This is a genomic window from Nonomuraea sp. NPDC005692, from assembly GCF_040631115.1.
In the GTDB taxonomy this organism is placed as follows: domain Bacteria; phylum Actinomycetota; class Actinomycetes; order Streptosporangiales; family Streptosporangiaceae; genus Nonomuraea.
Map to the genome: position 1 here is coordinate 163,383 of NZ_JBEXYU010000007.1, position 26,320 is coordinate 189,702.

General features: G+C 66.0%; 30 protein-coding genes and 1 pseudogene. 13 read left to right on the forward strand and 18 right to left on the reverse strand.

Going from position 1 to position 26,320, the window contains the following annotated elements; all coding sequences use genetic code 11:
• The first annotated feature begins 332 nt into the window (after positions 1-332).
• The gene (locus ABZ459_RS17895; RefSeq protein WP_357971347.1) at positions 333-1,118 is read left to right on the forward strand and encodes an AraC family transcriptional regulator; all 786 of its coding nucleotides are present in this window, start codon (positions 333-335) and stop codon (positions 1,116-1,118) included.
• Here ABZ459_RS17895 and ABZ459_RS17900 read toward each other — a convergent pair.
• From ABZ459_RS17900 to ABZ459_RS17950, 11 genes are all read right to left on the reverse strand, one after another.
• Positions 1,086-1,727: a tetratricopeptide repeat protein gene (locus ABZ459_RS17900; RefSeq protein WP_357971348.1), complete on the reverse strand. Its 642-nt coding sequence runs from the start codon at positions 1,725-1,727 to the stop codon at positions 1,086-1,088. The two genes, ABZ459_RS17895 and ABZ459_RS17900, sit on opposite strands and share 33 nt — an antisense overlap.
• Positions 1,724-2,125: a cytochrome c-type biogenesis protein CcmH gene (locus ABZ459_RS17905; protein WP_357971349.1), complete on the reverse strand. Its 402-nt coding sequence runs from the start codon at positions 2,123-2,125 to the stop codon at positions 1,724-1,726. The genes ABZ459_RS17900 and ABZ459_RS17905 overlap by 4 nt, the downstream gene beginning before the upstream one ends.
• Positions 2,122-2,673 carry a TlpA disulfide reductase family protein gene (locus tag ABZ459_RS17910; RefSeq protein WP_357971350.1) on the reverse strand — a complete coding sequence of 184 codons (552 nt, stop codon included), beginning with the start codon at positions 2,671-2,673 and terminating at the stop codon, positions 2,122-2,124. Before ABZ459_RS17910 ends, ABZ459_RS17905 begins: the two co-directional genes overlap by 4 nt.
• Positions 2,670-4,595 (reverse strand): cytochrome c-type biogenesis CcmF C-terminal domain-containing protein, encoded by a 1,926-nt coding sequence (locus ABZ459_RS17915; RefSeq protein ID WP_357971351.1) that lies wholly within the window; start codon positions 4,593-4,595, stop codon positions 2,670-2,672. Before ABZ459_RS17915 ends, ABZ459_RS17910 begins: the two co-directional genes overlap by 4 nt.
• Positions 4,596-4,623: 28 nt before the next feature.
• Positions 4,624-5,001, reverse strand: a complete 378-nt coding sequence (locus tag ABZ459_RS17920) for a cytochrome c maturation protein CcmE (RefSeq protein ID WP_357971352.1) — start codon at positions 4,999-5,001, stop codon at positions 4,624-4,626.
• 112 nt (positions 5,002-5,113) lie between these two features.
• Entirely contained in the window at positions 5,114-5,875 is a 762-nt protein-coding gene (ccsA, locus tag ABZ459_RS17925) for a cytochrome c biogenesis protein CcsA (protein WP_357971353.1), read from the reverse strand.
• Positions 5,876-5,878: 3 nt separating this feature from the next.
• Positions 5,879-6,550, reverse strand: coding sequence for a heme exporter protein CcmB (locus ABZ459_RS17930; RefSeq protein WP_357971354.1), 672 nt, complete (start codon positions 6,548-6,550; stop codon positions 5,879-5,881).
• Positions 6,531-7,223, reverse strand: coding sequence for a heme ABC exporter ATP-binding protein CcmA (gene ccmA / locus ABZ459_RS17935; protein ID WP_357971355.1), 693 nt, complete (start codon positions 7,221-7,223; stop codon positions 6,531-6,533). The genes ABZ459_RS17930 and ccmA overlap by 20 nt, the downstream gene beginning before the upstream one ends.
• Positions 7,223-8,071: a hypothetical protein gene (locus ABZ459_RS17940; protein ID WP_357971356.1), complete on the reverse strand. Its 849-nt coding sequence runs from the start codon at positions 8,069-8,071 to the stop codon at positions 7,223-7,225. Before ABZ459_RS17940 ends, ccmA begins: the two co-directional genes overlap by 1 nt.
• Positions 8,072-8,084: 13 nt before the next feature.
• Complete coding sequence (locus ABZ459_RS17945; RefSeq protein WP_357971357.1) at positions 8,085-9,305, reverse strand: hypothetical protein; 1,221 nt, start codon at positions 9,303-9,305, stop codon at positions 8,085-8,087.
• Positions 9,306-9,337: 32 nt separating this feature from the next.
• Positions 9,338-9,730 carry a VOC family protein gene (locus ABZ459_RS17950; RefSeq protein WP_357971358.1) on the reverse strand — a complete coding sequence of 131 codons (393 nt, stop codon included), beginning with the start codon at positions 9,728-9,730 and terminating at the stop codon, positions 9,338-9,340.
• 573 nt (positions 9,731-10,303) lie between these two features.
• Between ABZ459_RS17950 and ABZ459_RS17955 the strand changes: the two genes are divergently transcribed.
• Positions 10,304-10,465 (forward strand): hypothetical protein, encoded by a 162-nt coding sequence (locus ABZ459_RS17955; protein WP_357971359.1) that lies wholly within the window; start codon positions 10,304-10,306, stop codon positions 10,463-10,465.
• 381 nt (positions 10,466-10,846) lie between these two features.
• On the opposite strand, the gene ABZ459_RS17960 is transcribed toward ABZ459_RS17955, so the two are convergent.
• The gene (locus tag ABZ459_RS17960) at positions 10,847-11,107 is read right to left on the reverse strand and encodes a hypothetical protein (RefSeq protein ID WP_357971360.1); all 261 of its coding nucleotides are present in this window, start codon (positions 11,105-11,107) and stop codon (positions 10,847-10,849) included.
• Between the two features lie 382 nt (positions 11,108-11,489).
• Here ABZ459_RS17960 and ABZ459_RS17965 point away from each other — a divergent pair, with 382 nt between their 5' ends.
• Together ABZ459_RS17965 and ABZ459_RS17970 are read left to right on the forward strand one after the other, a co-directional pair.
• Entirely contained in the window at positions 11,490-12,101 is a 612-nt protein-coding gene (locus ABZ459_RS17965) for a hypothetical protein (protein ID WP_357971361.1), read from the forward strand.
• Positions 12,102-12,335: 234 nt separating this feature from the next.
• Positions 12,336-12,554 (forward strand): EF-hand domain-containing protein, encoded by a 219-nt coding sequence (locus ABZ459_RS17970; protein WP_357971362.1) that lies wholly within the window; start codon positions 12,336-12,338, stop codon positions 12,552-12,554.
• A 31-nt stretch (positions 12,555-12,585) separates the two neighbouring features.
• Here the strand turns inward: ABZ459_RS17970 and ABZ459_RS17975 are convergent, their stop codons facing one another.
• A complete protein-coding gene (locus ABZ459_RS17975) occupies positions 12,586-13,428 on the reverse strand; it encodes an NAD(P)H-binding protein (protein WP_357971363.1) in 843 nt (280 codons plus the stop codon).
• On the opposite strand from ABZ459_RS17975, the gene ABZ459_RS17980 reads away from it, so the two are divergent.
• Complete coding sequence (locus ABZ459_RS17980; protein WP_357971364.1) at positions 13,415-13,768, forward strand: hypothetical protein; 354 nt, start codon at positions 13,415-13,417, stop codon at positions 13,766-13,768. The two genes, ABZ459_RS17975 and ABZ459_RS17980, sit on opposite strands and share 14 nt — an antisense overlap.
• Here ABZ459_RS17980 and ABZ459_RS17985 read toward each other — a convergent pair.
• A complete protein-coding gene (locus tag ABZ459_RS17985) occupies positions 13,760-14,317 on the reverse strand; it encodes a hypothetical protein (protein ID WP_357971365.1) in 558 nt (185 codons plus the stop codon). The two genes, ABZ459_RS17980 and ABZ459_RS17985, sit on opposite strands and share 9 nt — an antisense overlap.
• A gap of 298 nt (positions 14,318-14,615) precedes the next feature.
• On the opposite strand from ABZ459_RS17985, the gene ABZ459_RS17990 reads away from it, so the two are divergent.
• On the forward strand, positions 14,616-15,689 hold the full coding sequence (locus ABZ459_RS17990) for a twin-arginine translocation signal domain-containing protein (protein WP_357971366.1): 1,074 nt from the start codon (positions 14,616-14,618) through the stop codon (positions 15,687-15,689).
• Positions 15,690-16,115: 426 nt separating this feature from the next.
• Here ABZ459_RS17990 and ABZ459_RS17995 read toward each other — a convergent pair whose 3' ends face one another.
• Positions 16,116-17,567 carry an alpha/beta hydrolase gene (locus tag ABZ459_RS17995; RefSeq protein WP_357971367.1) on the reverse strand — a complete coding sequence of 484 codons (1,452 nt, stop codon included), beginning with the start codon at positions 17,565-17,567 and terminating at the stop codon, positions 16,116-16,118.
• 86 nt (positions 17,568-17,653) lie between these two features.
• Between ABZ459_RS17995 and ABZ459_RS18000 the strand changes: the two genes are divergently transcribed.
• A complete protein-coding gene (locus tag ABZ459_RS18000; RefSeq protein ID WP_357971368.1) occupies positions 17,654-18,208 on the forward strand; it encodes a TetR/AcrR family transcriptional regulator in 555 nt (184 codons plus the stop codon).
• 37 nt (positions 18,209-18,245) lie between these two features.
• Here ABZ459_RS18000 and ABZ459_RS18005 read toward each other — a convergent pair whose 3' ends face one another.
• Positions 18,246-18,614 (reverse strand): hypothetical protein, encoded by a 369-nt coding sequence (locus ABZ459_RS18005; RefSeq protein ID WP_357971369.1) that lies wholly within the window; start codon positions 18,612-18,614, stop codon positions 18,246-18,248.
• Positions 18,615-18,694: 80 nt separating this feature from the next.
• Entirely contained in the window at positions 18,695-19,333 is a 639-nt protein-coding gene (locus tag ABZ459_RS18010) for a CGNR zinc finger domain-containing protein (RefSeq protein ID WP_357971370.1), read from the reverse strand.
• Positions 19,334-19,406: 73 nt separating this feature from the next.
• On the opposite strand from ABZ459_RS18010, the gene ABZ459_RS18015 reads away from it, so the two are divergent.
• On the forward strand, positions 19,407-20,156 hold the full coding sequence (locus ABZ459_RS18015) for a metallophosphoesterase (RefSeq protein ID WP_357971371.1): 750 nt from the start codon (positions 19,407-19,409) through the stop codon (positions 20,154-20,156).
• The gene (locus tag ABZ459_RS18020; RefSeq protein ID WP_357971372.1) at positions 20,153-20,770 is read left to right on the forward strand and encodes a LysE family translocator; all 618 of its coding nucleotides are present in this window, start codon (positions 20,153-20,155) and stop codon (positions 20,768-20,770) included. The genes ABZ459_RS18015 and ABZ459_RS18020 overlap by 4 nt, the downstream gene beginning before the upstream one ends.
• On the opposite strand, the gene ABZ459_RS18025 is transcribed toward ABZ459_RS18020, so the two are convergent.
• Entirely contained in the window at positions 20,700-21,497 is a 798-nt protein-coding gene (locus tag ABZ459_RS18025) for a hypothetical protein (RefSeq protein WP_357971373.1), read from the reverse strand. The two genes, ABZ459_RS18020 and ABZ459_RS18025, sit on opposite strands and share 71 nt — an antisense overlap.
• Before the next feature lie 110 nt (positions 21,498-21,607).
• Here ABZ459_RS18025 and ABZ459_RS18030 point away from each other — a divergent pair.
• The 4 genes and pseudogenes from ABZ459_RS18030 to ABZ459_RS18045 all read left to right on the forward strand — a co-directional run.
• Positions 21,608-21,730: pseudogene (locus ABZ459_RS18030) on the forward strand (zinc ribbon domain-containing protein); the annotation flags it as partial.
• Between the two features lie 144 nt (positions 21,731-21,874).
• Positions 21,875-22,315: a hypothetical protein gene (locus ABZ459_RS18035; RefSeq protein WP_357971570.1), complete on the forward strand. Its 441-nt coding sequence runs from the start codon at positions 21,875-21,877 to the stop codon at positions 22,313-22,315.
• Entirely contained in the window at positions 22,312-25,449 is a 3,138-nt protein-coding gene (locus tag ABZ459_RS18040; protein WP_357971374.1) for an FtsK/SpoIIIE domain-containing protein, read from the forward strand. Before ABZ459_RS18035 ends, ABZ459_RS18040 begins: the two co-directional genes overlap by 4 nt.
• Positions 25,449-26,036 (forward strand): hypothetical protein, encoded by a 588-nt coding sequence (locus tag ABZ459_RS18045; RefSeq protein ID WP_357971375.1) that lies wholly within the window; start codon positions 25,449-25,451, stop codon positions 26,034-26,036. Before ABZ459_RS18040 ends, ABZ459_RS18045 begins: the two co-directional genes overlap by 1 nt.
• Positions 26,037-26,320 lie beyond the last annotated feature (284 nt).

Genomic DNA, 26,320 nt, shown 5'->3' on the forward strand with positions numbered 1-26,320 from the left:
GGCTGCGGTCAATGCACGCAAGCGACACGAAGCGCATCAAGAACGTTCAGCACCGAAACGATTCACCCTATCAGAGGTAAAATTCTGTGGTGAAATATCAGACGAGCTTCATATTTCACCATGGACTCGATTCGCATCTCCCAACGCCCCAGACAACTCTCTTCGCCACCGAGTCGAGCCAATACGATTATGACGTAGAGGCTTATCGGCACAGAAATGGCCGGATGACTTAACGGAGCAGCACTATGGACCGGGTCGAAGCCATGCGGTCAGGAAACAGCACATGCCACCATGACGACCACGTCAGGTCCATCAGGTTGGCAATCGCCAACATGAACGAAAGACTGGCCGAGCCGCTAGAACTACGCGATCACGCACAGACCGCACACATGAGTTTGTTTCACTTTCATCGAACCTTCCGCACAATTACCACAACCACCCCTGGCCGATTCTTCACCGCCCTAAGAATCTCCGAGGCCAAGCGAATGCTCGTACGGACATCCACGAGTATCGTGGATGTCAGCATCTCCGTTGGGTACTCCAGCTTGGGCACTTTTACGTCACAATTCACCAGGCTCGTGGGGCTATCTCCAGGACGATTTCGATCTCTGGCGCGCAAGTTCGCAGACGTACCAGTCATCGAACTGATGAATATCAACAGTGCACCACAGCCTGACGGTACCGCATTTCATCTTGAGTGCTGGGTTCGCGAGCGACCTGACCTCACTCCTGGCCTCACCGTGATTGGATTGTTCCCTTCGCACATCGCCCAGACTCGACCCATCTCGTGCACGGTCATTACTTCTCCGGGCCCGGTCCTGATACCGGTTTCGAGATCTCCGGCAAGAGTCGTCGCATCGGCGATTAGTATGGCCGTGGAGGCGACAGTCGAACAAGTTCTCATGGAAACACCCGAGGCATCCATATATATAGGAAGAGGAAGTGATGTGACACTCGGCGACCAAACCCCCTTGGAAGTCGTCTACATCCAGCCACGAAAGCGACAGTTGACTGATCCGCCACTTTTGACAGCGTTTCCCCTTCTCACACAGGAGGACATTTCGCCTGAACAGACTTCTGACCGCTCAACCTCCGCAACTTTTGCCGACAGCCCTTAGCAAGCGCCCCACATCGGCTCGATAAGCCCCAAGGGGCGCCTGCCTCAAGTATTCACAGAAATCCTCCGTGGCCTTTCTGGTCCGCCCCGCGCCAAGTGCAATCCTGCCGCGCAGGTATCGTGCTTGCGTATTTTCCGGATCGAAACTCAATGCCTGCCCCACGGCCCAGCGTGCATCCTTCAGATGACCGGCCATATACTGCATATATCCCAGGTATGTATAGGCTTCAGCATTACGATGGTCGATACTCAAAACTCTGATGTACTGCACGATCGCATCTCTGACCGCCCCCTGGCTCATGTACTGGCGCGCCCCGGCCAGCAGTTCTTCGATCGACTGCGGTTCACCATTTCTGGATTGGGCAGGAGTCGAACGTTCGAGTGCGGCGTTCATGGTAGTCATCGACGTTCGAAGCGGGACCGATCCTGTGAGCAGCGTGGCCATCCCGATCAAAAGAGCACCGCTCAGCATCCACCTGAAGCATCGCTGATGAGCGCGTGAGCCGATTCCATACTCGACCCGAGGCAGCCTCATGAGCGGCCAGAGTCCCACCACGAGCACCACCCATGTCAGGGCGGCCGCCCCCACCGGCATGAGCCATTCGTTCAAGCTTCCTCCCGCTGACCACCGTCGGCCCAGCACCAGACCCGACGTCCAACCAGCACGAGTCCGATCAGCATCGCAACGGGGGGAAGCCACCAGACGATCAGCCCGAGCCCACGGTTCGGGGGCTCCAGCAGGATCCAATCACCATAGGTAGCGACGAGGTCAGCCTCGATGGCCCGCGGATCGCGTCCTGCATTCAACTCCGAGTCGATCACCCTCCGGATGGTGCGGGCGATCGGCGAAGGAGAGTCCGCGACCGAGATGCCCTGACACGTTGGGCAGCGTAGTCGCTTCTCCAGGCGATATGCCTGCTCCCCGCGCGAAGGAGGCCCGCTGAGCTGGTGGGCGACAAGGAGCACGAGTGCGACGGCGACAACCACAAGGATCAGTCCCCGTCTCATTCACCCGTTCCCGTCATCTCCTCGATGTACCTCTCGAGCGCCGTATCATCCAGCTCACCGAAATGAACAGCGCTGACGTGACCATCCGGTGCCACGAAAACCGTCTGAGGAAGCCCTCGTACTCCATACGCAATAGTCGTCCTCGCGTCGACATCCACGCCATTCAGCCAGTCCACACCGGTTTGGCGCAGGAAGTCGTATCCTCTTTCCTTTGTGTCATGGGCAAGCACACCCAGCACGACGAGCCCTTTCTCACGATATCGTTCAAGCGCCCCGTCCAACAGAACAAACTCCGAGCGACACACATCACACCACGAAGCCCAGAAGTTGATAATTATCGGGTGACCGGCGAACTGCGCCGTAGTGACGTTCCCAGGCCCCCCGATTCGGTCGAGACTGAAGCCTGGAGCTTGACGTCCGATGAGCGGTACATGCTCCTCCGCTGGATCCCACACCAGCACACTGATCAGTACGCCCGCAAGAGATGTCAGCGCCGTGACCACCGCCGCTGTTGTTAGTCGGTTCACGATACGTGACGAAGGCTTCATACCGGTTCCCGTTTCATCGTGGCGCTGCAGAAACGGCCGCTGGCTTCTGCGATATGCTTGCCCCTTACCCGGCGTCGGCGGCATACGCTCACCAGCCCACCTGCAGCGGCGCATGCTCCACCTACCCACAGCAGGCCAATTCCGGGATTGCTGTAGAAGTGAAAGTTGGCACGTCCGCCTGGTTGTTCGATGGCGAGCACAGAGACGTATAGATCGCCAGTGAGATCATGCCTGATGGCCGGCATGCCCACCGGATCGGCTGACCGCTGGACCAGCCGGAGGGACGGCGACAGATCAACCTTTCCTACGGTGAGCTTGGTAATCAGATCCGTATGTTCTGGCCGTGTCTGAGTCCGTACGCCTTGGTAATGAACGATCTCGCCCCTGAAATTCGACTGTTCTCCCGGCGACAAGGTGATCTCTGCTTGTCCTGCCAAACCCATCGAAGTGGCGATTCCCGCCGCTGCAATCGCCAATCCGGCGTGACCGAGGAATGCTCCGCAGGCGCTATAGCGTTTGCCGCCCGCCCGCCATATCGACCACGTCTCGATGGTGTTGACCAGAAGCGTGAACGTGGCTACCGCAAGCACCGCGACAACGGCCGTGGACCGGACGCCTGCGGCCATGACGGCTGCCGCGACGCCAGCGGAGCCAAGCCCAGCAGGAACAGCCCGGGCCATGACCCTCTGTGGTGACCACACCTGCCAGGCGAGCAACTGCCCGGCTCCGGCTAGCAGAACGAGCAGGATCAGCAATGGGCCCGCCATCTCCTCGTAGTAGGCCCTGCCGACGCTCACCCGCGGCCCAGACAGCGCCTCGACCACCAACGGATACAGCGTTCCGCTGAGCACGGTGACACACAAGACGATCAATACCAAGTTGTTTGCCATGATGGCGGTTTCTCGACACAGCAGCGATCGCATGCGAAAATTATTGATGGCCATTCCAGCACGAGTCCGGACGAGCCAGATACCACCTCCCAGGATCACCAGCAAAAATGCCAGATACATCCCGCTCACAGGTGACTCCGCAAAGGCGTGCACCGACGTCAGAAGGCTGCCTCGGGTCAGAAACGTACCCAAGGTGATCAGGGACAAGGTGACGACCAAGAGATAAAGATTCCACCTGCCGAGCGGACCACCACGTTCTCGTAGCCTCGTGCTGTGAAGATATGCTGTGGCAGTGAGCCATGGCATGAACGCCGCGTTCTCCACTGGATCCCAGGCCCAATACCCGCCCCAGCCCAGTACCTCATAGGCCCACAATGCCCCCAGCACCAGGCCGATGGTGAGAAAACACCAAGCGATGAGCGACCACCGTCTCAACATAGGAGTCCAGCGAACCAGAAGGTTGTGGTCGCGCGCTATCAAGGTTCCCATCGCCAGGGCAAATGGAACAGTGAATCCTACGAAGCCCAAATAGAGCAGCGGAGGGTGATACGCCATAAGGAAACTGCTCTCGAGCAGTGGCTGAGGGCCGCGACCGTCGGTCATCGATTCCGTGGTCGCGAACGGATCAATGACGAGTGTCAGCGTCAAATAGAACACTTGCACCACTCCGATCACGGCCAACGCCCAGGCGTGCGCGATCTCTCTGTGCAGCCGATGGCGACGCGCGAAGAGCGCCAGGTAGCCTGCCAGGCACAAATTCCATAGGAGCAGCGAGCCGGCGTCGCCCGCCCACAGCGCAATCACGCGGTAGAAGGCGCTCGTGGCGGAACTCGAATTCTCGGCGACATAGTGAATGCGGAACTGGTTGGCGAGCAGGGCTGCCACCATGGTCGCAACAGTCACGACGACGGCGATGAAAACCCCGTAGGTGGCACTCCTCGCGCTGTCAAGCATGGTGCCCCGGCCACGTGCGCCCGCAACCGCGGCAGCTACGACCCAGCACGCCGCAACAAGAGCTAGGGTCAGCGCCACCCTCCCAAATAGTGCTGTACTCACAACCTCACCCCTTACTGTCGGGGGCATAGCGGTTGCCGTGCTGTACGACAAGGGTGTCGGCATACATCACATGGTCGCGGCCATAGACCCCCTCAACGATCGCTCCCTGGCCCGAACGAAAGATCGCTGGCACGCTACCTTTGAAGATCACAGGAACCGTTCCGACATCGTCCTGTAGCACGAACAGCAACTGCTCGTCCCGATGCCGCACGGAACCTGGCTGCACCTGCCCGCCGATCCGTATTTGGGTACCTACCTCGGTGCGACCGGATATCTGGCCAGGAGTCAGGTAATACGTGAGGCTGCCACCCAGGCCGCGAATCAGTATCCAACCCAACGCGCCGGCGGTGAGCAGTAGCGGCAGCACCAGACGGACTTTCATCGTCGCCTGGCTCTGGTCTCGCCGGAGCGCTCAGATGTTCGGCGAATAATCGAGATCGCATACGCGGCCATGACACCCGTGGTTATGAGGTAACCCGCTACAAGGTAGCCCATCAGTCTTTCCGTTCTGGCATGGCAGGGATGACCACCGGCCTGACCCGCTCGATGAGTCGCCCAGAAGCATCGATGAAAGTGCGGTCTTCCATTCTGCGAAGACGCAGGCGCATGATGATCAGCCACACCGACATCACGGTGAAGGCCATGGTGGCGGCTACCAGGGTTGCCAACATCGATGGCGCCAATGCCGGCGCTTCCGGGCGTAGTAGCGACGGTTCCTGGTGTAGGGAGCGCCACCACAAGACGGACAGATGCACCAGGGGAACATCGGCAAACCCTACGATCCCCACCACGGCTGCCCACCTGTAGGAGCGAGCGGGATTATCCGGAAGTCGCCTGACTGTCAAATAGGCCGAATATACGAGGAAAAGAATCAAAGTCGTCGTAAGCCTCGGATCCCAACTCCACCAAGTGCCCCACACTGGCCGTCCCCAGAGCGCCCCGAGCGTGATCGTGAGACCGGTGAACACCACGCCTGCCTCCGCCGCGGCAGCGGCGAGTCGATCCCAATGAACCCGCTGCGTCCGCAGATACGCGATGCTGGCTACGAACACCACAGTGAAGTTCATGTACCCAGCCCACGCTGTGGGTACGTGCAGATACATGAGTCGCTGCACTATGCCCTGCTCCCCGTCGGCGGGCACAAGGAACAACGCGACCAGCATGGCGGCGATCACACCGGCATTGGCGACGACGGCCAGTGCGCGGCGCCCCGCCGCACCCGACATCCAAATCGCCGTTCGCCACAGGATCTGCACTCCTCAGTCCTCCAGAACAGACTCGAAGAGCAGTGCTCCAAGAGACCAGGCAATGAGGTCGAAGGCAACCAGAAGGCTCAACCAGTCGCCAGGATCCTCGCCACCGAGGGCTGCGGCGGTTCCGCGTGTCGCACCGAGCAGCATGGGGGCGGCCAACACAAGTGCCAGCAGCGGGAAAACGCCCGAACGAGTCCGCGTTGCGCTTGCGAAAGCGCCGAACAACACGCCCAGTGCAGCGAGTCCAGCCGCACCCGTGAACATGACAACGGTCAATTCTAGGGGGCGAGCCATCGCCGGAAGGTCAAATAGCATCACCCCAAGCAGCATCATCCCTGCTTCGAGCACGATGAGCTGCGCCGTGAGAGCGATCGCCTTACCGGTGAAAATTGCCCCCCTCGGTACCGGAGCGAGTATCAACCCCAGCAGCGCACCGTCAGCGCACTCGTTCTCAAAGGACCGCTCGGATGCGAGCACAGCTGCGAACAGCGCGCCGAGCCAGATGATTCCAGGCAGAACCTGAATGAGCATCGTTCGCCCTGGCCCGAATACGAGGCCGGATGTCACAAGCAGCATGACGGCGAACGGCATGACGATCGCCATAGTGTGGCGGGCCCGCAGGTCCGTTCGTAGGTCCTTGGCGGCCAACGCCGCCACCTTACGCAGATACGCCGTCATGCTTCACCTCGTCGGCCCGGCCGTTGCCAGGCCCGGCTGCGATGCGTCCTTTCTCCATGTGCACCGTCCGGCTGGTCCATCGGCAGCGGCCGTCGTCGTGCGTGGCCGCCACAACCGTGCGGCCCGCATGCAACGTGGTGCGGACCATCGCGTCGACCAAGCCCTTCGCGTCATCGTCAAGACCGACGTAAGGCTCGTCGAGCAACAGCACCTCCGGCTCCCTCATGAGCGCACGAGCGAGCGCGACACGTTGCCGCATTCCCTTTGAGAATGCGCGAACCGGTTCAGTGACCACGTCCATCAGGCCGACCTGCTCAACAGCCCACATCGCACGCGCGGGCTCCACGCCATGAAGCCGGCAGACGAAGTGAAGGTTTTCCAGCGCGCTCAGATCATCGTATAGACGGGTCTGGTGTCCGAGCAGCTCTACCCGCTCACGAACCGCCATCCGGTCGCGCACAAGGTCGAAACCGACCACCTGTCCTGAGCCGAAGGTAGGCGAGGCCAGCGTCGTGATGACATTCAGCAAGGTGCTCTTGCCCGCCCCGTTTGGTCCGCTCACCACAACAGCTTCGCCCCGTTCGATCCGCACGGAGGCGCGGATCAGTGCAGGGACCTTGCCATACATCCGGGTGAGCTGGAACAACTCGATGGCCGGTCCGTTTGCATCCATCACCCTTGCCGTGGGGACGGACCCGCCAGCTCGATCCGCCGCTCAACGTGAAGAAATGCTTCTTCACCGGGAATCTGCATGGCTACGTCGATCGGATGGGAGAGTGCAACCAGTCGAGCAAAAGGCTCGATGGATTCGTCTACAGAATGCAGCGAACCCGTTCTGCGCACTTCCTCGACGCTTTCGAGAGGGATGCAGTCGCAGATGCTCACCGGAGTGCCGATGGGTGGGAAGCTGGTGATACGACCATAGGCAAGCGTGCCGTGGATGGCGCGAAACGCGCCGGCAGGCGTCTCGATCAGAGCGTAAGGATTGAAGAACAGCTTCGCCGGAAACCCGCCGCGCCGGGGGCCCAGAGACTGCGCGACGCCCAGCGACGGCTGGAATACGTCAGGATACTCCCGCTTGAGAGTTTCGCCGAGTATGATCCGCACTGGGCCCAGGGCATCAACTTCTGCACGCGCGTCGAGGTTCAGGATTTGCATCCAGACCGTTTCCCGCCCCTCTTGAAAGAAACCATCCGGCCTGTTGATGAAGTCGCTCTCACGAATCGTGCTGGGCAAGGTACAACTCGCGGGGAGTGGAATCTGCACTGAATGGTCGCCACCGCTTCGGTAGCGAAACGGAGCTGACCTTGAGACCGTCTGAACCGCGGGGGGCATCGTGAACATCACCGATTGCCCGGCCGCCGGCCCTTGCAGGATCTCCAGTGAGATGATGAAGTGGCTAAGAAAACCGTCGATGCCCGCATCAGGATATGGCCCGATCTGGTCTCCCATCTGCGCGAGGAGTTCGTCGTAGTCTTCGTTGAGTTGCGCGAGTCTCGCGGATTCGTCGCCCGTAGTCATCGTCCATTTCCTTTCACGGGTTTTTGCCGAATATTTTTGCGTCGTTACCGGACGGCGGCTCGCCGAATACCTGCTCGAATGCAGCACGCCAGTCTTCACCGAAATAGATCGGGCTGCGCGGAACCTCGTGAGGTTCATACCGCAGCTTCTTTATCAGGCGCGCAATAGCATACGAATCGTCATCACTCATTCGCGAGTAGAATTGCCAGAGCATGATGTGGTTGAGAGGGCTCGGCCGACCGTACTCGTCAGGTTCGGGCGATACACCTTCACGGAAGGCGCGCATGATCTTCTTGACAGAAGTCTTACTCTGCGGCCCGCCGACACCGAATTTTGTAAGATTGTCGGCATAGAAGACCGCATATCCCGGGTATGGAAACGTGGCCAGCCCTCTTTCGTGCACTCGCAACGGAAGATCCGGGCCAAATCGGAAGACCCCGGTGGTCGCGTCCTTCGGGTCGCCGCCGACGAATTTCTTCAAATTCCCACCCTCATGATGAGAGTGACACTCCGTGCATCCGACCAAGGCTGAGAGAAGGTAGTCCGCCCGTTTAGGGTCTCGGCTGCTTGGAGCTTTCTCGGGCGGGTCGCTTTTCGCTGGTTGCGGGTCGAACGGCAACACGCGATCAGGGATCTCGTGCCGCACTGGTTTCAAACTCTTCAAATAGCGGGCGAGTGCATATGCATCATCATCGGCCAGATTCGGATAGAACGAGTGGGGCGGGAACATGAACAGCACGCGCCCATTTTTCGTCACTCCCGTTCGCAATGCCTTAACGATGTCGTCCTCGCTCCAGCTGCCGATCCCGGTCTCATTGTCCGGAGTGATGTTCCGGCTATAAACCACAGCATTCGAATCTTTCGACAAACGGATGACGAAGGGAACACCGCCCGCGTTGGGCCGGTCGTGGTCTAGGTACTTCACCCAGTCGGGATCGGTGCGGAAATTTCTCTCACGAGCGATCTGCTTCTTGTCCGAGGGGTCAGGTGGATTCTGCGGCACTTCAGGTGGAGTGTGGCAGGCTTCGCATGCACCGATCGTGGCAAGATAGCGGCCACGAGTGATCATGATGTTGGCGGCCTGGCTATTCCCGTTATTCTCGGACTTCGGAACGCGCGTCTCATTGACACCATTGTCAGATGTTGTTTCTGAACACGCCACCATGGACAGTCCGACAACCGCTGAAACAACCCCGGCGGCAACCGGCAACCGCGCGCCATTCGATACATGCACCGTGCTTCCACCTTCCAGGAGAGCGGCAAGGATCAGCCCGAGGACGGCCCATGCAACGCGAAGGGTGCACCTTCCGGGTCGAAGAGCAGGCTGTAGAAGCTGCCATCGGGCAGGCCGGTGGGAGGAACGACGACAGTCGCTCCGAGCGCTGCCGCACGCATGGACATGTCGGCCACATCATGGACTTGCACATATGGAACCCATCGGGGAACGGGATCCTGATCTGTCACCGGCATCATTCCGCCCGCGACTCCTTCACCTACACGGATTTCCACGTAAGGCTTATCCGCAGGACCGGTCGGTTCCAGTTCCCAATCGAACAGCTCACCGTAGAACCTCTGCGCACCCTGCATATCGGGCGTATGCAGCTGCACATAACCGAACGCGTTCCCCACAACATGCTCCAGACGCTCTTGAGCCTCCATTATGCGTACAGCTTGACATCGAGCCTCCAAGATGCGTCTTCTTACGGATTGCTTTTCAGGGTGCGTGTCGGTCTGTCATAGGAGTAAACCCACTCAACCCGTTACAAATCGACTCGCCACCTCACCTACACCGGGTGAACCTGTAGAGGCATGTAACGGGGATCATCTCGATTCGACAGTCAAGCCGGTCCCGGTCAGGTTCCGGTGAGCGGATGCGGACGGTGCCGAATCTTCTACAGTTTGCGTTTGACGAGGCGGCGGGGCGTAGGCGGGCATCCGGTAGCTGCGCAGCCAGTCGGTGTTGGCGGCGGCGAAGTCGTCCGGCTCGGCGGCCAGATGCACGTACAGATGTCCCAGAACCACACGAGCGGCGCGCCGAGCTGCTGATTGCCGCGACGATCAGGTCGCGGTAGTCCTGCCAGCCGAACGTCTCGGGCTCGCCCCGCCGTCCGCGGTAGGCGTGCAGCCGGTACAGCAGATGCGGCCACTGCCCGGGGCGGAAGGACAGCACCCGGCGATATTGACCCGACCACTGCCCCAACCGCGCGCCCTGCGCGGTGCCAACACTCGTCCATGGCATCTGACCTGCCCTTCTCCTCAGCACTCGTGTTCCTACGCCTGCTGTATCTGCTAATCGTCCAGTTGTTCGGCTGGTTGGCGCTTCTCGCGCGCGGCGACACCTCTAAGGACGGAGATTTGGTGCTGCGTCGGATCCTCGCCGCAGTCGGCCAGTGATCAGCGTCACGTCAGGCCTCACCCGACCTGGCGACAGCCCCCCACCTCGCCAGCCTCCGGCATCTTGGCCTGCGACTTCATGCACACCAACGCCGTGTCCCTCAACGCCTGTACGTCTTATTCGTCATGGAGGTCGAACACGCTGAGTGCACATACTGGGCATCACCTTCAACCAGACCGGTGCCTGGACCATCCAGAGAGCCCGAAACCTTCTCATGAACCTCAGAGAACGCGCCAGCGCCTTCAGATCTCTCATCCGGGGCCGTGACGGCCAGTTCCCTGCTCGTTCGACGAGGTGCTCACCGCCGCCGGCGTGCGGGTCGTCAAGACGCCCGTCCGGTCCCACGGGCCCACGCGTTCGCCGAACGGTTCGTGGGAACGCTACGCCGCGAATGCCTCGACCACCTGCTCATCCATGGCGAGCGGCACCTGAGCGAGGTCCTGACTGAGTACGAACAGCTGTTCGGCCACCATCGCCCGCGTCAGGGCCGTTACCTCCGCCCGCCCTATGCACGCCCCAGCCAGGTGATCGACATGACTTCCCGGATCCGCTGACGAAGGATCGTCACAAAACTGATCAACAAGTACCGCAGAGCAGCCTGATCGATCTACGAACGCCAAGCTCAACAGCAGTATCCGCATTCTGGCACCGCACACGCCCATGGCCGTGGAGGATCATCGCCGACGGGCTCGCCTCCCGGCTGGCCACCGAAGACGTGGAGATCGGCGGGTGAGCATCAAGGCCGGCAAGGCCGAAGAAGACGAGTACCCTTCGCCTCGACCAAGGACGGAGCTGGCCATGCGGCGGACAGGGGCATGGAGCACCATTACTCTCTCCGTGCGATCGGGAACAGTCGCAACAGCACCGCTCGCGGTAGCCACGGGAAGGTCCTGTAGAGCTTCTACGACCGCAACCGAGTTCTGCCCGACGACAAATTCTGGGGCTGGATCGTCACCTGATTCCAGAATCGCCCTGATCTGTGGACGCCGTGTCCGGAGCGCCCGACCACATGGAGAAGACGAGATGACCGACATTCGAACCGCGCTGCCGGAGCACGACCAATATGAACTGCTGGCGGCGCACGGGTTCGACACCACCTTTTTCGGGCTCTGGACAGAACGGGACGACCTCGACGAGCTCGCCGAGCTGATGCGCCTCGACCCGCGATCCCGGCGCGATGTGCGGTTGATTCAAGAAGCGGCCACGATGACGAACCCGTCCGTCCCGATCGACGAGAAAGACAGCCTCTGGATCGGGCCCCACAGTCCCGGCTGGTCCGTGGTGATCGGCGTCAGCGGTCCGGCAACAGGTGGATGGTGGCTCAGTTCGGGAAACCGTGCGATGTTCATGGTCGACTGGGACCGGGACATCGACGGCCTCTCCGACCTCGCCTATTACCGGGACGGAAACGTGGTCGCCGAGATCCCCGCTTTCCCCTCCGGCGAGTTCATGCCCGGACCGGAATTCGAGCCCTATGCCCACGGTCTCCCCCGAGGCGAAGACCTGAACGCGGGCGAGGAGAAGCTGGCGCACGCCTTTCTCACCGTCGTGGGACGGATGACGGGCCGCTTCCTCGACGAGGACTGGTTCCATGCTGTGGGCCGCGCCTATGGCATCCCATCCCCTTCGGTTTGAGCCCGGACCCGCGGCTCGGCTCCCCCATTTCCGAAGGGACCACCGAGGCGACCTGACTTACGGGCCTCCGGCCACCTCACCCCTCGCGGAGGTGAGCAGGGCCGGGAACGACATCTTCGCCTGACGACGGCGCCGCCCGCGCACCGGCACGGGTTTTCGGCCCGTCGTCCCTCGCCCGGGTTCGAGCTTGTGCTTCGATGTTGCTTTGTCAGCACTTCGAAGGAGAGGTCATCGATGCCAGACCTTGACGACCCGGCCGCCACGTTCAAGGAGTTCGACCGTGACCGGGACGGATACATCACCCGCGAGGAGTTCGCGCTCGCCATGAACGCCCGCGGCGAGGAGGTCACCGCGGCCGAACTCGACTCGATCTTTCACTCCTCGGACGAGCACGACGGGGACGTGGACGGGCGCATCTCGCTGGCGGAGTTCCTGGTGGCCTGGAACAAGTGACGGCACACTCGCCCTGACCCGGCGGCCGGCGTCACCGGAGATGATCGGCCGCCCAGGTACGGAACGTGCGAGGAGGACGTCCCAGCACCCGCTCGACGTCAGGGGTGAGTCGGGCGTTGCCGTCCCGCGCCACCAGCCTGGAGCCGTCGACCGCGACGTCGGCGAACTCGGCATCCATCCCGGCGGCGATCAGCTGCGCGCGGTGGCCCTCCAGCGGCATGTCCACCGTCTCGACGGGCCGCCCGAGCGTCTCCCCCAGCATCCCGGCCATGTCCGGGACGCTGAGCAGCTCGGGCCCGGTCAGCGTAAGGATGGATCGCACGTGCTCGTCGGACGTCAGCGCCCGCACCACCACCTCCGCGACGTCCCGGGGATCGACGACCCCCTGCCTGCCCTGGCCCGTCGTGTTCGGCACCGGCCGCCCCAGCCGGACCTGCGGAACCCACCTCAAGGCGTTGGAGGCGAAGCTGGACGGCCGCAACACCGTCCAGTCCAGCTCACCCGCGCGCAACGCCTGCTCCCCGGCCCGATGCCAGTCCCCGACCTTGGCGCCGCCGTGTTCCTCTCCCGTGCCGATCGCCGAGAGCTTCACCACCTTCCGCACCCCCGCGGCCCGCGCCGCCAGGACCATCGCCTCGTCATGCCGGGCGAGCCACGGACCGGGGGCACTGAGCAGGAACACGGCGTCGGCGCCGCGCGCCGCTCCGGCCAACGACCCGGGATCGTCGAAATCCCCCCGTACGACCTCCACCTCCGGCGACACCGTGACCTTCCACGGTTCCCGCGTCATCGCCCGGACCCGCTCACCCCGGCCCGCCAGCAGCCGGACCACCTCACCGCCGACCGTGCCCGTGGCACCTGTGACAACAATCATGCGGGCGGCGGGTGAGCGGCCGCCGCTGGTGCACCTCCCCGTCCCCGGCACGTCCTTGATCTTCCGTACGACCCGCGCCGGGCACAGCGACCTGCTCGTGATCGGCCCGCGCACCCGTGCCTCGTACCACGTCGGCAAGGACCTCCCGTTCTGCCTGCGGTTGCGGCTGCGTCCCGGCGCCACCAGGCCGTTGCTCGGCGTCCCGGTGAGCGAGGTCGTGGACCGGGTGGTCCGCCTCGGGGACCTGTGGGGCGCCTCCCGCGACGGACACGACCCACTCCACGACACTCGACCCGGGACACACCAAGGTGTCCGCCGAAGTCGGCCCGGTTCACAGTGAGCCGATGCTCAGGGCGAGCGAGCCGGAGACCCCCGCAAGCCCTTGCGCGGTGAGACAGGCATGGGGCTTCGTGCTGAACATGATGAACGTGCCGGTCCAGCGCGCTCCCTTGAACTCGCCGTCGACCACCACGCCCTTGATCAGAACGAGGCTTTCGGCGCCGTCGAGCGAGACGCTGGAGGTGGAGGACAGCGTGCTGGTGTTGCCGTTGTTCCAGGTGATCCTCCGGCTCCCCGCCCTCGTGCCAGAGGTGCAGGAGAACGACCCTGTGGCGGAGAAGGTCGACGTGGCCTGGAAAATGGTGGGATCACTGCTGGAGGCGCACTCGATCAAGGGAGCCGTCCCGCTGACCGTCACCTCCCGGGGCTGGTCGGTGAGGCCGGGGGTGTAGGTCACCGTCTGGGAACCAGTGCACTTGGTGAACCCGATCGCGGCACGTGCGCCGGTCGCGGCCGGGACGAGCATGGCGACGATCAACGCAAGGCCGCCGATCGCCATCCCGGCGAACCGAGGCCCGCGTGAGGTGGACACGCCCTTGAGGATTGACATTCCCTCTCCTGCCTACGACGCAATGGCCACGGTTGTCGGACCTCGCTGGTCCCGGGCCGGAAAACCCACAGACCCACTACTTAGCGTTACCATATACAAACATTAAGTCAATTCTCCGGTCCAGGACAGCTCGGGCCGGAGTGGGAGTGACGACGTGACGGAGGGCCTCGCGTCGGCGGACGGTCTCGCCGTCGCTGCGGCGCGTGGCGGCTTGGCCGAGCGGGGTCGCACGTACGAGGGTCGCCCTGGCCGGTCCTGCCGCGTGAGGTACGGCGGCTTTCGAGAGGCAGGTCAGACAGTGGTCACACGCAGAACATTCCTCGGCACCGCCACCGCAGCCGGTGCCACAACGCTGCTCGGCGGCAACGTCCTCCCCGCCGCGCGTACCGGCACATCCCCGTCGGATGCGGCCGGACAACGGCCGGCACGCGACGCGATCCGTGCGGTCAACGCCGACACGCGGCGGAACTACGCCACCCTGAAAGCCGATCTCATCAACCACCTGAGCCCGGTCATCGTCGTCCAGAACGACCATCGGGGTGGTCTGTACAGCCTTGTCTCGAACGGGCAGGCACTGGAGTCGCTGCACCCGGTCGACGAGATCTTCGAGCTGGCGAAGTCGATCGCCCACCTCCCGCTGGGCATCTTCACAGTCATCGCCCCATACCTGCCCAAACGGGTCCCGGCGTTCCAAAGCTCCAGGATCGATCCGCACGACCTGGACATGGTCGCGTTCAAGGGGCCGGAGGACGGCTGGATCCAGCCGCTCAAGGACGTCTCCGCCACGATATCCACGGCCCGGCGGCAACTCGACGAGGCGAAACTTCCGTCTGGCCTTCAGCAGTCGTGCGCAACCATTCTCGACAGATCACGCGAATTCATCGCGGACACCACACGAAGCCGCTCCTTCGACATGGAGTCCTTCGAGGACTACTCGGGCAGCGTGTACCCGAACATCCGCACCAACATGTACTGGGCGTCCAAAGTGCAGATCGAAGGCGTCGCGGACGTCATGACCCGCTGGCGCGGACAACTCGGCGATAACGCCTGGAAAGGCCTGTACGTCGTCGTCTTCACGATCTGGACCACATCCTCCCTGAACCAGAACTCCGTCATCATCAAGAAGTTCATGGACCCGGCACAGGCCGACAGCCACCTGATCGACCTGTGCACGGCCGAGATCCCCTCCAAGCCGATCCCCGTCGCCCTGGACAACGTCGCCCGGATCGTGCAGGACAACATCGCCGCAGAGATGATCTTCTGCACCGACACGAAACTCGCCGACGCTCTCAAGGGCCCGGACGAGCTTCTGTCCGACGAGATCCTGCGACTGCTCGGCCGCGCGCCCGGCGCGAGGGATCGGGCATGCTGATGCCCTGGTCTTCGCGCGGCCGCCGATCAGCGCAACGTTGTGGAAGATGCCACGTCGCGACCACCGCAGGCAGCCACCCGACCTGCCGGCGAGGAACGGCGCGCCCCCGCGATCCGTCGGGCTGAAGGCCACCGGCTACGGCCGCCGCGGTCGCGGGCACCTGCGCCCGGTCAACCGCGCGCATGCTCGCATCCGAGGACGCGCTGTTGTCACCATGGACAAGGGTGCTCAGTGATCACGATTTCCGTCCTGCGGGCGGCCGAGTTCGCACCGCGGCCTCCATGCCGCTCCCCACACCCACGCAACCGCCTCCGCCGGGGGCGTCCGGTCCGCGACCGCGGGCCGGACGTCGGCGTGGTTCTCGACGACCACTTGGAGCAGCGCGACGACCCCACCAGCTAGCCGTCTCGGACGTGGCCGCGGTGCTCAGGTTCTGACGCCTGTGGCCAGGACGCGCCCGACGAGGATGTCGGTGAACCGTTCCGGCTGCTCGAACAGCGACCGGTGCCCGGCGCCGGGCAGGACGAGGCGTTCCTTGTGGGGCGCCACGAGCGCGGCGTACCAGTCGTCCAGCAGCCGGCTGCGTGCCGGGACCTCGTCGGCGCCGTCGATGAAGTAGGCGGGGACGGCGAGCCGCGGGACGCGCGTCCGCAGGTCGAGGTCGCGGGCCCGCGGGTAGTAGCGATCGTAGGCGTCGAGGAAGCCGGTGATGAGGTGCACTTTGTCCAGCAAGGAGTATTCGGGCGCCGCCAGGCTCTCGTCGAGGCCGCCCTGTCCGTTCCCGGTCGCGTAGACCTTGCTCTCGGCGAGCAGCATCGGCTCGTAGCCGTACATGCCGGCATAGGGCGGGGGCCCGACGGCTTCCAGCGCGGCGGCGAGGTCGCGGTCACGGTGGCCGCGCGCCCAGGCGAGGGTGTCGGCGTACTGGACGCGGTCGGCGGCGCCGGTGTTCACTGCCTGACCGACGCCGACGTAGGCGTGGAACAGCTCCGGCTGCCGTTGCACGGCGAGCACCGCCGGCAGGGTGCCCCCGGAGTGTGCCAGGAGGTAGATCCGGTCCTTCCCGAACCGGGTTCTGAGGTAGTTCGCGGCGGCGAGGATGTCGCCGGTCTCGCTCGTCGGGGTCAGCGTGGCGGTGGGTTCGAGCGTCGGGTACGAGCTGCCGCCGCCGCGTCGGTCGAGGGTGGCGACGACGACGTGGTCCTCCAACGCGGACAGGTGCCTGCGCACCGCTCCGCGTTCGGCCGCGCCGGGCGCGCCGGGGACGAACAACAGGACCGGCTTGGCCGTGTCCCGGCCGCGGATCATCAGCCCGAGCCGGTGGGAGCCGCTCGGGATGACCGTCAGCTCGGCGACGGCACGCTCACCGGTGATCGGAGCGGTGCTCGCGGGCAGCGTGACGCCGACCGCCGGCGCGGCGACGATCAACGCGAGCACGCCGATCAGCGTCCGGCCGAGCCGGCGCCGGACGCGCCCTGCTCCCGATCTTGATCGGGTAAGGCCGGTTCCCCGCCCTGATCGGGCAAGGCCGGCTCCGCAGGCAGCGCCGACGAGCATCGGAAGCAACGCGAGCAGCCCGTGCACGCCCCGCCCGGCTAGGAACGCGAGCACGCCGAACAGCCCACCCTGCGGCGCGTCGACGCTCGGCCCTTCCGCACCGATCCGGACGATCTCGAAGACCATGGCGAACACCGCCGGCGCCACGATCATCGCCCATCGCGACCTCGCGAGGTATCCGGCGACCCCGCCCACGACCAGGCTGAGCCCGATGCTGGTCAGCGCCGCTGCCGGGGTCAGCGGCCCGCGCGGCGTACTCACCCCCGCGACCACTCCCCACACCAGCGGTGCGAGTACGGGCGCCAGTCTGTTCACAATCATCGCCACCCCTTTGCCTGTAGCAGTCGCTACATGCACATGAATGTAGCATGCGCTACATACGTGGGTGAGACTGCTACGGTCGAGGCATGGATCGTCGTGCCGAGCTGGCCGAACAGGTGCTGGACTACGTGCTCGAACACGGTCTCATCGGGCTGTCGCTGCGTCCGCTGGCCACCGCCCTGAACACCAGCGACCGCATGCTGATCTACCACTTCGGCAGCAAGGAACGGCTCGTCGGCGCCGCCCTCGCGCTCGCGCAGCAGCGGCTGGCCGCGGCGGCCGAACCTCCTGGTGAGGCGGTACGCAGCGTCGCCGACCTCGTCAGGCATCTGTGGTCCAGCCTCGCGCACCCGAGCGGCACGCAGACCACCCGGCTCTATCTCGACCTCTCCGTCCTCGCCGCCAAGGAACCCGAACGCTGGAGTGCCGCCGTCGAACAACTGCGCGGGCCGTGGCGCGAGCCGTTGCGGGGCGGCCTCGTCGCCCTGGGTATCGCGGCGGGCGACGCGGAGCCGCTCGCCGACCTCATCCTCGCCACACTCGACGGCCTGGCGCTCGATCGCATGGTCGCCGCCGACCCGGCGCGCGCCGACAACGCGGCGGCGGCCTTCGCCGACCTGCTCGACCGCCACCCCGGCTGACCGCCGAAACCCGGTCGGCAGCGCAGTGACCACCAGGTCAGCGCCACCCCGGCGGCGTCGGTACAGGTGTCCACTGGCCCGGGAGCTGAGCAGGGGTGAGTTCGCCTCCCTTGGTGAGGCGGTCGGCTTCGGCCGGGCCCAGGCGGGCGGCAAGACCGTCCCTCATCCGGGCGGCGTACAGGGTGCCCGGCAGGGCGATGCCGAGCGATCCGCCGACGGTGCGCGCCCGGGTGAGCGTGCCGTTGGCGGCGCCCATGTCGCGGGGACCGGCGCTGTTCATGGCGATCAGGGTGGTGCTCTGCATCACCAGCCCGATTCCCGCTCCGATGGGGAGGGTGAGGGCTGAGGCGAGGGCGGCAGGGGTGTCGCCGTCGAGGAGCAGCAGGGCCGGCGCACCCACGGTCATGAGCCCCCCGCCCAGATCCGGTAGCGGCTGTTGGCACTGATGAGGCGGCCGGTGACCAGCTGGGCGCCGAGCATGCGGGGTCAGGATCCGGGCAGCTCTCGGGCGGTCGTGGCGTTGTGGCGTTGGTAGTGGCGTGCGGCCCGGGCGCGGTTACCGCATGACGGCTTGCACCACTCCTGCCGCCCGTGGCTCTTGACGAAGTAGCGTACGCAGCGCGGCGCGTTGCAGGCCCGCAACTGCTCACGCTGCGGACCGCTCAGGAAATCGATGGCGGCCCGCGCCAGGGCCGCGATCAGCTGGACGCCTGCGTCGCGCTCGGTCGACAACACCGCCGTACGGGGCGTTCCGCTCGTGGGCCAGTCGAGTTGCGGGACGATCGCCTCACGGGCGGCAACCGCGTTGAGGTGCGCCAGCGCCTGCTCGACCGGCATCAGCCGGTGGGCGTCGGCCGGGCTCGGGGGCGCTGGGCTGACCGCGTGCGCGAACAGCGCCCGCACGGCCCGGCGGAGCCCGACGATCTCGCTCCTGAGCTCCTCCCCCACCGTGAGCTCCGCGACGTCGGCGCGGCCGGCCAGCAGCTCGGCCTGCTGCCGGATCCAGCGGGTCGTGCTCTGCGCCGTTGCCAGGTCGTCGGCGACACCGCCGTCGCCGTCGTGGCGGATCGTGCTCGCCAGTTCCAGCGCCGGCCAGCGCTCCACTCGAACCTCCCGGTTGCTCACGTCCTCTTCCGTCCTCTATGGTCCCTAACGCTAAATCTCATTTAACCATTAGACAGCTCGGGAGGACCGCACGATGACGTTGCTCTTGGCCCAGATCAGCGACCTGCACCTTGACGGCACCGACAGGGCGACCCGACGCGCCACCCGGGTCATGGACTATCTGAGGGCACTGCCCCGACCGGTCGACGCCCTGCTGGTCACCGGTGACATCGCCGATCACGGCGAGGAGGCCGAGTACGAGCAGGCCGCCCAGATCCTGGCCGCCCCCTTCCCGGTGCTCACCTGCCCCGGCAACCACGACGTCCGCCCGGCCTACCGCAAGGCGCTGCTGCGACGGTCACCCGCGCCCGGCCCCGTCAACCGGGTGCACCACGTCGCCGGCACCGCCATCCTGATGTGCGACTCGACCATCCCCGGGCGCGACGAGGGCCGGCTCGACGCCGAAACCCTCGCCTGGATGCACGCCACCCTCGACGGGCTCGCCCCGGACACGCCCGCGCTGGTCGCCTTCCATCAGCCGCCCGTCGTGCTCCACCACCCGTTGCCCGACTCCGGGCGGCTGGAGGCGCCCGGCGACCTGGCCGCGCTGCTCGACGCCCATCCGCAGGTCGTCGCCGTGCTCACCGGCCACGCTCACACCGCGGCCGCCTCCGCCTTCGCCGGTCGTCCCTTGATCGTCGCACCGGCCGTCACCTGGACCCTGCGCCTGCCGTGGGAAGGCGACCAGCCCGCCGACCGCGACCAACCGCCCGGCCTCGCCTTCCACATCCTGGACGACGACCACCGCCTCACCACTCACTTCCGCGTCGTGCTCCAGGCATGACCCACACGTACGCGGTCCTTGGGTTCCTCCTGGCGATCCTGCCCGTCATCGCCACTCCGGGCGCCAGCCTGACCCTGCTCATCCAGCACGTCACGGCCGGCGGTCACCGGCAGGCCCTCCCGATCATCCTCGGTACGGTCAGCGGCCTGTACGCCCACGCGACCCTGGCCATCGCCGGACTGTCGGCCCTGGTCATGCACTCCAGCCAGGCCTTCACCGTCGTCAAACTCCTCGGGGCGGCCTACCTCATCGGCCTCGGCCTGTGGACCTGGCGCGCCACCACCCTGCCCCCGCCTCCCAAGCTGACGGACCGGCCGGAACGTACCGGCTCCGTCTACACCCAGGCCCTGCTTGCGAACGTACTCAACCCCAAGGCGGCCTCCATCTACCTGACCCTGGTCCCGCAGTTCATCGTGCCCGGCCCTCCCCTCAGCGGGCAGATCCTCACCCTGGCCACCGCCCATGCCCTGCTGATGGCGGTGTGGCTGCTGACCTGGACGGCCCTTGTCCGCCAAGGGGCGCACATTTTGCACAAGGCCCGCTTCAAGCGTGCGGTTGGCAAGGTGACGGCGGTGGTGCTCGTCGTCCTCGGTGTCCGGGCCGCCACGACGTAGGCGAGGTCGCGGTCGCAGCAAGGGGCAGGTGAGCGGAGTCGATGATGGCCAACGGCGACACGGTCGAGGGACCGTCCCGGTCGGGACCGAGCGCCTGCCCGGCTCGTTCTGCTCGCCGGAAGCGCTGTACGGGACGGCTCGGCCCTGCCGCCCGGCTCCGGTCGTATTCGTCAGCTACGACCTGGGCGACACGCTGGACGCCGCCAATAGCGTGCGCGCCGGGCGTACGCACTCCTTCACGGTCCCGCCATCCGGAACCCGGCGCCACCACGGGCGCCGTGACCCTCAAGGCCGAGGCGGGCAACTCCGTCAAGCAGACCACCGTCCGGGCTTTCGACCTGCGTTGACGAGCTCCCGGAGGCGCGCGGCCGGTTCCGGGATGGCCGCGCGCGGAGGCCGTCCCGGCCGTGGCCGCCGCGTTGGGCGGCGGCCCCAGCATGCCGAGGGCCGGCGGGGACGCCTCCAGCCGGCACTGCGCGAACACCAGCGCCGACACCGTACGGCCGGAGGTCGTGGCGGTGATCTCGGCGACGCCGGGCCGGTCGGCGACGTACTTGCCGGCCGCGTCGATGGTGCCAGGCCCGGCGGTGACCTTCCAGGTGACCGGCGCGGTGGGCAGGCCGAAGAACGTCACCTTGAAGTAGACCGGCTTGCCGACCTCGACGTCCGCGCGGGGCGGGTCCACGGCGATCCCGGCGAACCCGCCGCCGGCGTTCCCGTGGGCCACCGACGACGGCTCCCCACTCTGATCGGCAGCAGGAGACGCCCGCGCTCCCGCCCATCGAGGTGGACGTGACCCTCCCAAGAGGCGCGAGTTATCCTTGACCTGGGGGAACAATGCACTGCCGATCTTGTGGGTACGAAAGCCTCGCCGACTCGGCATACTGCGAACGCTGCCGAGCGGCGCTGACCCGCCCGTGCCATTCCTGCGGCGAACCGGTCCCGTCGGACGCGGAGCGCTGTCCCGCTTGTGCCGCGCCCGCGACCTCGCGGCAGCGCCCACCCCCGCCGTCACGACCCACGCCGCCCCAGACACCATCCACGCCGCCCAAGACACGACCCACGCCGCCGAAACCGGGGGCATCTTCCAGGCGGGCCCGCGACATGCCCGCCTCGGTGGAAGAACCTCAAGCCGGTCAGACCGCCCGGTTCACCGGCATTGTCCGCGACTTCCAGCAACGCCAGGACCGGTCCCTGGGAAACACCGATCTCGAAGAAGAGATCTGGCACTTCCGTATCGAACGGTACGACGCGAACGGCAACCGCCTGCCCCCGATCCCCGTGGAGATGACGGGCCTGTCCTTCGTGGGCGCTCTGAGCAACGGCGACCATGTCACCGTCGAGGGCAAGTGGCGCGAAGGCACGCTCCGCGTCGAGGAGGTCGCCAACCTCACCACCAACGCCCGCGTCCGCGCCAAGTCCTATCGCCGGCTGCGCATGGTGCTGGGTGTCGTGGTCATCTTCTTCTTCGTGGTCATTGTCGTGATCATCCTCAGCAACGTCATCTCCATGTGTTCATCTCCATGGCCACCGGAGTTGCCATGACCGTCGATCCTGTGAGCACGGCCGCCGTCGACTATCTCCAGCGGGTGCGGCTCATGCCACCACTGCCGGGCGCCACGGGGAGCATGGCGCCCCTGGCCGCGCGCCGTCTCGTCCACATCGCCGGAGCCGGGCAGCCGGTGCGTGAATCCGTACCGGAGCCGGACCTCTCGCCGCCGGACGGCAAGCGAGCCCCCGAGCCAAGCTTCACCCTTCCCACGCTGCCTCTCCTGGTCGGCCTGGCCGGCGCGGGCACGCCGGTGGCGTTCCTGCTGGACGGTCACGGCGACAACGTGTCCGTGCGGATGGGCACCTGGGTCGGCGACGGGCCGGGAGCCGCGGACGACACGGCGGTCGAGGCGGCGGCCGAGGCACGGCAGGCCATGCTGCTGGCCGTACTGGACGGCTGCTACCCGGCCTTGAGCATCAACGCCGCCGGGGTCGCCACACCACGGCTGGACCATGGCGCGCTCGTGCTCGGCGTGCCCAGCCCGGCCACGGTGGACCCCCGGGACGGAGGGCTGCCGATCGACCGGCTGGTGCGGTCGATGAACGGCCTGCGGTGGGCCGCTCTCGTGCTCGCCACACCGGTCGACGCCGACACCCTCGGCGCCGACCGGAACCGGGTGCTCAACGAGATGCGCGCGGTCGCCGTGGCCGTGGATGCGGCGGGCATCAGGAGCCCGCTGGCCGAGCACTACCTGAGCATGCTGCAAGCGCGCCTGGACGCACTCTCCGACGCCCAGGCCCGTGGCGGCTGGCGTACGGCCGTGTACCTGTTCGGCGCCGGGCCCGGCGACCTGACCGCCCTGACCGCCGCATGGCGGGCGGTGCACTCGGGCATCCGGTCCATCCCCGAGCCGGTGCGGACGATCCCGCACCCCCTGGCCGCCGAGCTGGGAGCCCGCTGGGCGCTGCCCGACGCTCCCGAGCAGCCTGGACCCAACCTGTACCAGCACCCCTACGGAGCCCAGACTTTGCTGAGCTCGGCGCAACTGTCGGCATACGTGCACCTGCCGAACCTGGAGACGCCCGGCTTCGCGATCACCCGGGCGCCGCGCTTCGACACGGTGGCCCCGCGGGTCGACAGCGGGGAGCCTCAGGTGCCCCTGGGACAGGTGCTCCAGCATCGGCAGCCGATGGGCGGCGCCTACACGATGCCGCTGCGCTCGCTCACCCGCCACGTCTTCGTCCCGGGCACCACCGGTTCGGGCAAGACCAACACCATCATGGGCCTGCTGGTGGAAGCGGCCGCGCAGGGCATTCCGTTCATGGTGATCGAGCCCGCCAAGACGGAGTACCGCGCTCTGATCGACCATCCCGTTCTCGGCCGGGACGTGCAGATCTTCACCGCCGGCAAGGCCACCGTCGCGCCGTTCGTCCTCAACCCGTTCGAGGTGCCGGCGGGCACCACCGTCAGCGAGCATCTCGACCTGCTGAGGGCCGTGTTCAACGCGGCCTTCGGGATGTGGACCCCGCTCCCCCAGATCCTTGAGCGGTGCCTGCACGAGGTGTACGTCGATCGGGGCTGGGATCTGCGTACCAACGCCAACATCCGGCTCGGCGAGCTGACCGGGGCGCAGGACGCCTTCCCCTCTCTCACCGATCTGATCGCCAAGGTCGGCGAGGTCATCCCCGCACTGGGCTACGAGGACCGCATCGCCGGCGACATGCGCGCCGCCCTGCTCACCCGCCTGGAGTCACTGCGCCACGGCGCCAAGGGCGCGATGCTCGACGTGGCCCGGTCCTTGCCGCCCGAGGTGCTGTTCGACCGGCCGACCGTGGTCGAACTCGACGCCCTCGGCGACGAGGGGGACAAGGCGTTCTTCACCGGACTGCTGCTGATCCGCCTGGCCGAGCATCGACGCGCCCGAGGCCAGAGCCGTGATCTGGTGCACCTCCTGGTCGTGGAGGAAGCACACCGGCTGCTGGCCAACGTGCGCACGGAAGGCTCGGAGGAGTCGGGCAACCCGCGCGGTCAGGCCGTGGAGACCTTCTCCAACCTGCTGTCGGAGATCCGCGCCTACGGCCAGGGGGTCGTCATCGCCGACCAGGTGCCGGTCCGGCTGGCGCCCGACGTGATCAAGAACACCAACCTGAAGATCGCGCATCGCATCATCGCAGCCGACGACCGCACTGCGCTGGCCGGAGCCATGGCGATGGACGAACAGCAGGCCAAGGCCCTGATCACCCTTCAGACCGGCGAGGCCGCCGTCTTCGGCGGGGGCGACGACGCACCCTTGCTGGTACGGGTGCCGCTGGTGAAGGATCCGCTGTCGCCGCAGCCGCCGCCGGACGACCGGGTGCAGCAGCACATGGCGCGCTGGCGGCAGGAGGGCTCGCTGGCCGCGTTCTTCCTGCCGCAGCCGTTCTGCGCCGAGACGTGCGCCGATCCGGTGACGTGCGACACCGCCCGGCTGCTGGCCGGCGACGAGTACGTCCAGCGCGTCATCTCCCGCCTCGTCACCTCCGTCATCGACGAGGCGGGCGCCCTGGACCGCCTGTGGGACGACCTCGTCTCCACCCTTCACTCCCGGCGCCCGCCCACCGTTCCCGCCGACGCGCTGCTGCGGGCGTTCGCCGGTCACGGGACCGACTGGCTGGCCACCCGGCGCGGAGCCCAGCGCGCCTGGTCCTACAGTGACACGGCCGAGCTCCGTGACCGGCTGCGCGCCGTCCTGCTGGACCGGCTCGACAACCAGGGCCGCAACGAGGCCGCACTCATCGGCGCGCTGCAGCAGACGGCCCACCGCCTGCATGCCCGACAGGGCGAGCCGTACCCGGCCTGTCATCTGGTGTGCACCCAGGACCCGGCCCTGTGCCTGTACCGCTCGGCGGTCGCCGACCTGGTCGACAGCGGCCGCTACCAGGCCGGATGGCTGGAGGCCGACAGCATCGACGCCGTCTCGGAGGACAAGCGGCGGCGCCGCACCTGGGAGGTCTGTCAGGACGCCGCGTACGAGCTGATCGAATTCCCCTCCGACGAGCTGCCCGAGCCAGCCCGGGCGGCACTGGACACCGCGGCCCGCCGGGTGTGCCTCTGCTTCGAGCAGCAGATGCTCGCCGACGACCGCCGCAAGGCCCCACGCAGCGGCCGGCGCATCGTGGCCAGGGTGATCGAGGAGGCGGGTCTGTGATGGCCGGGAAACGTCCGCACGAGGGCAGCGATGCGCTGCAGGAGCGCCAGGCGGAGTTCGAAAAGTTCAACCGGGAGGGCATGGAACTGGCCGCCAAGGCGATAGAGGCGTCGGGCATGCAGGGGGCGGGCGAGGCCGCGGCGGTGATGCGGCGCGCCTACGACGCGGCCGGCGCACAGCTCCAAGAGGGGCAGAAGTTCTGCTCCAGCGGAGGCAAAACCGGGGGCCTCGGCATCGGAACTGGCGGCGAAGCCGACGTGTCAGCCGAGAAAGCATCGGGAAGCTCCATGCTCGCGGCGGGGTCGTCGAAGACGCAGTTCGGTGAGGGCATCGACCTGGGGGCCCGCCTCGACGCACCACAGGGGTTGAACCAGCAGACGCTGGGATTCGAGTACCTGAGCGAGCGCAGCGCCCCAGGCTCCGACCACGAGCAGCACGAGTCAAAGGAAGGGGCCCTCTCCCTTTCCGATAAGTCGGACACCTCCACCAAGGTGCCCGAGCCTGGGCTGGCGGCCCGCCCCGCCGAGCCGTCGGCGAACCCCGAACAGATCGACTCCTTCCGCAAGAAGGAACTCGGCACGGGATAGGAGGAGCGGCCATGTCGGAACGAGATCTCGAGCACACCCAACACTCCACCGACAAACCGGGAGGGACGGAGAGTTCGGCCAGCTCCGAACGGCCCAGCCTGAACTCCCGCGAATCGAACACCGAGCAGCTCAAGCCGGAGGGCCGCGAACCGTCCGTCTCCGGACGCTCGGAGGGCTCCGCCAGCTCAGAACGGCCTGGCCTGAACTCACCCGAGTCAACCACCGAGCAGCTCAAGCCGGAGGGGCACGAACCGTCCCGGCCCGGAGATCGCCCCGCCCTGCCG

Coding starts and splice junctions, on each gene's coding strand:
- ABZ459_RS17920 (WP_357971352.1), bottom strand. CDS start 5,001: ATGAAAGTCCGTCTGGTGCTGCCGCTACTGCTCACCGCCGGCGCGTTG.
- ABZ459_RS17985 (WP_357971365.1), bottom strand. CDS start 14,317: ATGTCAATCCTCAAGGGCGTGTCCACCTCACGCGGGCCTCGGTTCGCC.
- ABZ459_RS18040 (WP_357971374.1), top strand. CDS start 22,312: ATGACCGTCGATCCTGTGAGCACGGCCGCCGTCGACTATCTCCAGCGG.
- ABZ459_RS18020 (WP_357971372.1), top strand. CDS start 20,153: ATGACCCACACGTACGCGGTCCTTGGGTTCCTCCTGGCGATCCTGCCC.
- ABZ459_RS17975 (WP_357971363.1), bottom strand. CDS start 13,428: ATGATTGTTGTCACAGGTGCCACGGGCACGGTCGGCGGTGAGGTGGTC.
- ABZ459_RS17930 (WP_357971354.1), bottom strand. CDS start 6,550: ATGACGGCGTATCTGCGTAAGGTGGCGGCGTTGGCCGCCAAGGACCTA.
- ABZ459_RS17950 (WP_357971358.1), bottom strand. CDS start 9,730: ATGGAGGCTCAAGAGCGTCTGGAGCATGTTGTGGGGAACGCGTTCGGT.
- ABZ459_RS17910 (WP_357971350.1), bottom strand. CDS start 2,673: ATGAAGCCTTCGTCACGTATCGTGAACCGACTAACAACAGCGGCGGTG.
- ABZ459_RS18000 (WP_357971368.1), top strand. CDS start 17,654: ATGGATCGTCGTGCCGAGCTGGCCGAACAGGTGCTGGACTACGTGCTC.
- ABZ459_RS17955 (WP_357971359.1), top strand. CDS start 10,304: ATGGCATCTGACCTGCCCTTCTCCTCAGCACTCGTGTTCCTACGCCTG.
- ABZ459_RS17905 (WP_357971349.1), bottom strand. CDS start 2,125: ATGAGACGGGGACTGATCCTTGTGGTTGTCGCCGTCGCACTCGTGCTC.
- ABZ459_RS17970 (WP_357971362.1), top strand. CDS start 12,336: ATGCCAGACCTTGACGACCCGGCCGCCACGTTCAAGGAGTTCGACCGT.
- ABZ459_RS18045 (WP_357971375.1), top strand. CDS start 25,449: ATGGCCGGGAAACGTCCGCACGAGGGCAGCGATGCGCTGCAGGAGCGC.
- ABZ459_RS18005 (WP_357971369.1), bottom strand. CDS start 18,614: ATGACCGTGGGTGCGCCGGCCCTGCTGCTCCTCGACGGCGACACCCCT.
- ABZ459_RS17995 (WP_357971367.1), bottom strand. CDS start 17,567: ATGATTGTGAACAGACTGGCGCCCGTACTCGCACCGCTGGTGTGGGGA.
- ABZ459_RS17895 (WP_357971347.1), top strand. CDS start 333: ATGAACGAAAGACTGGCCGAGCCGCTAGAACTACGCGATCACGCACAG.
- ABZ459_RS17960 (WP_357971360.1), bottom strand. CDS start 11,107: ATGCGGATACTGCTGTTGAGCTTGGCGTTCGTAGATCGATCAGGCTGC.
- ABZ459_RS17965 (WP_357971361.1), top strand. CDS start 11,490: ATGACCGACATTCGAACCGCGCTGCCGGAGCACGACCAATATGAACTG.
- ABZ459_RS18035 (WP_357971570.1), top strand. CDS start 21,875: ATGCCCGCCTCGGTGGAAGAACCTCAAGCCGGTCAGACCGCCCGGTTC.
- ABZ459_RS18015 (WP_357971371.1), top strand. CDS start 19,407: ATGACGTTGCTCTTGGCCCAGATCAGCGACCTGCACCTTGACGGCACC.
- ABZ459_RS17940 (WP_357971356.1), bottom strand. CDS start 8,071: ATGACTACGGGCGACGAATCCGCGAGACTCGCGCAACTCAACGAAGAC.
- ccmA (WP_357971355.1), bottom strand. CDS start 7,223: ATGGATGCAAACGGACCGGCCATCGAGTTGTTCCAGCTCACCCGGATG.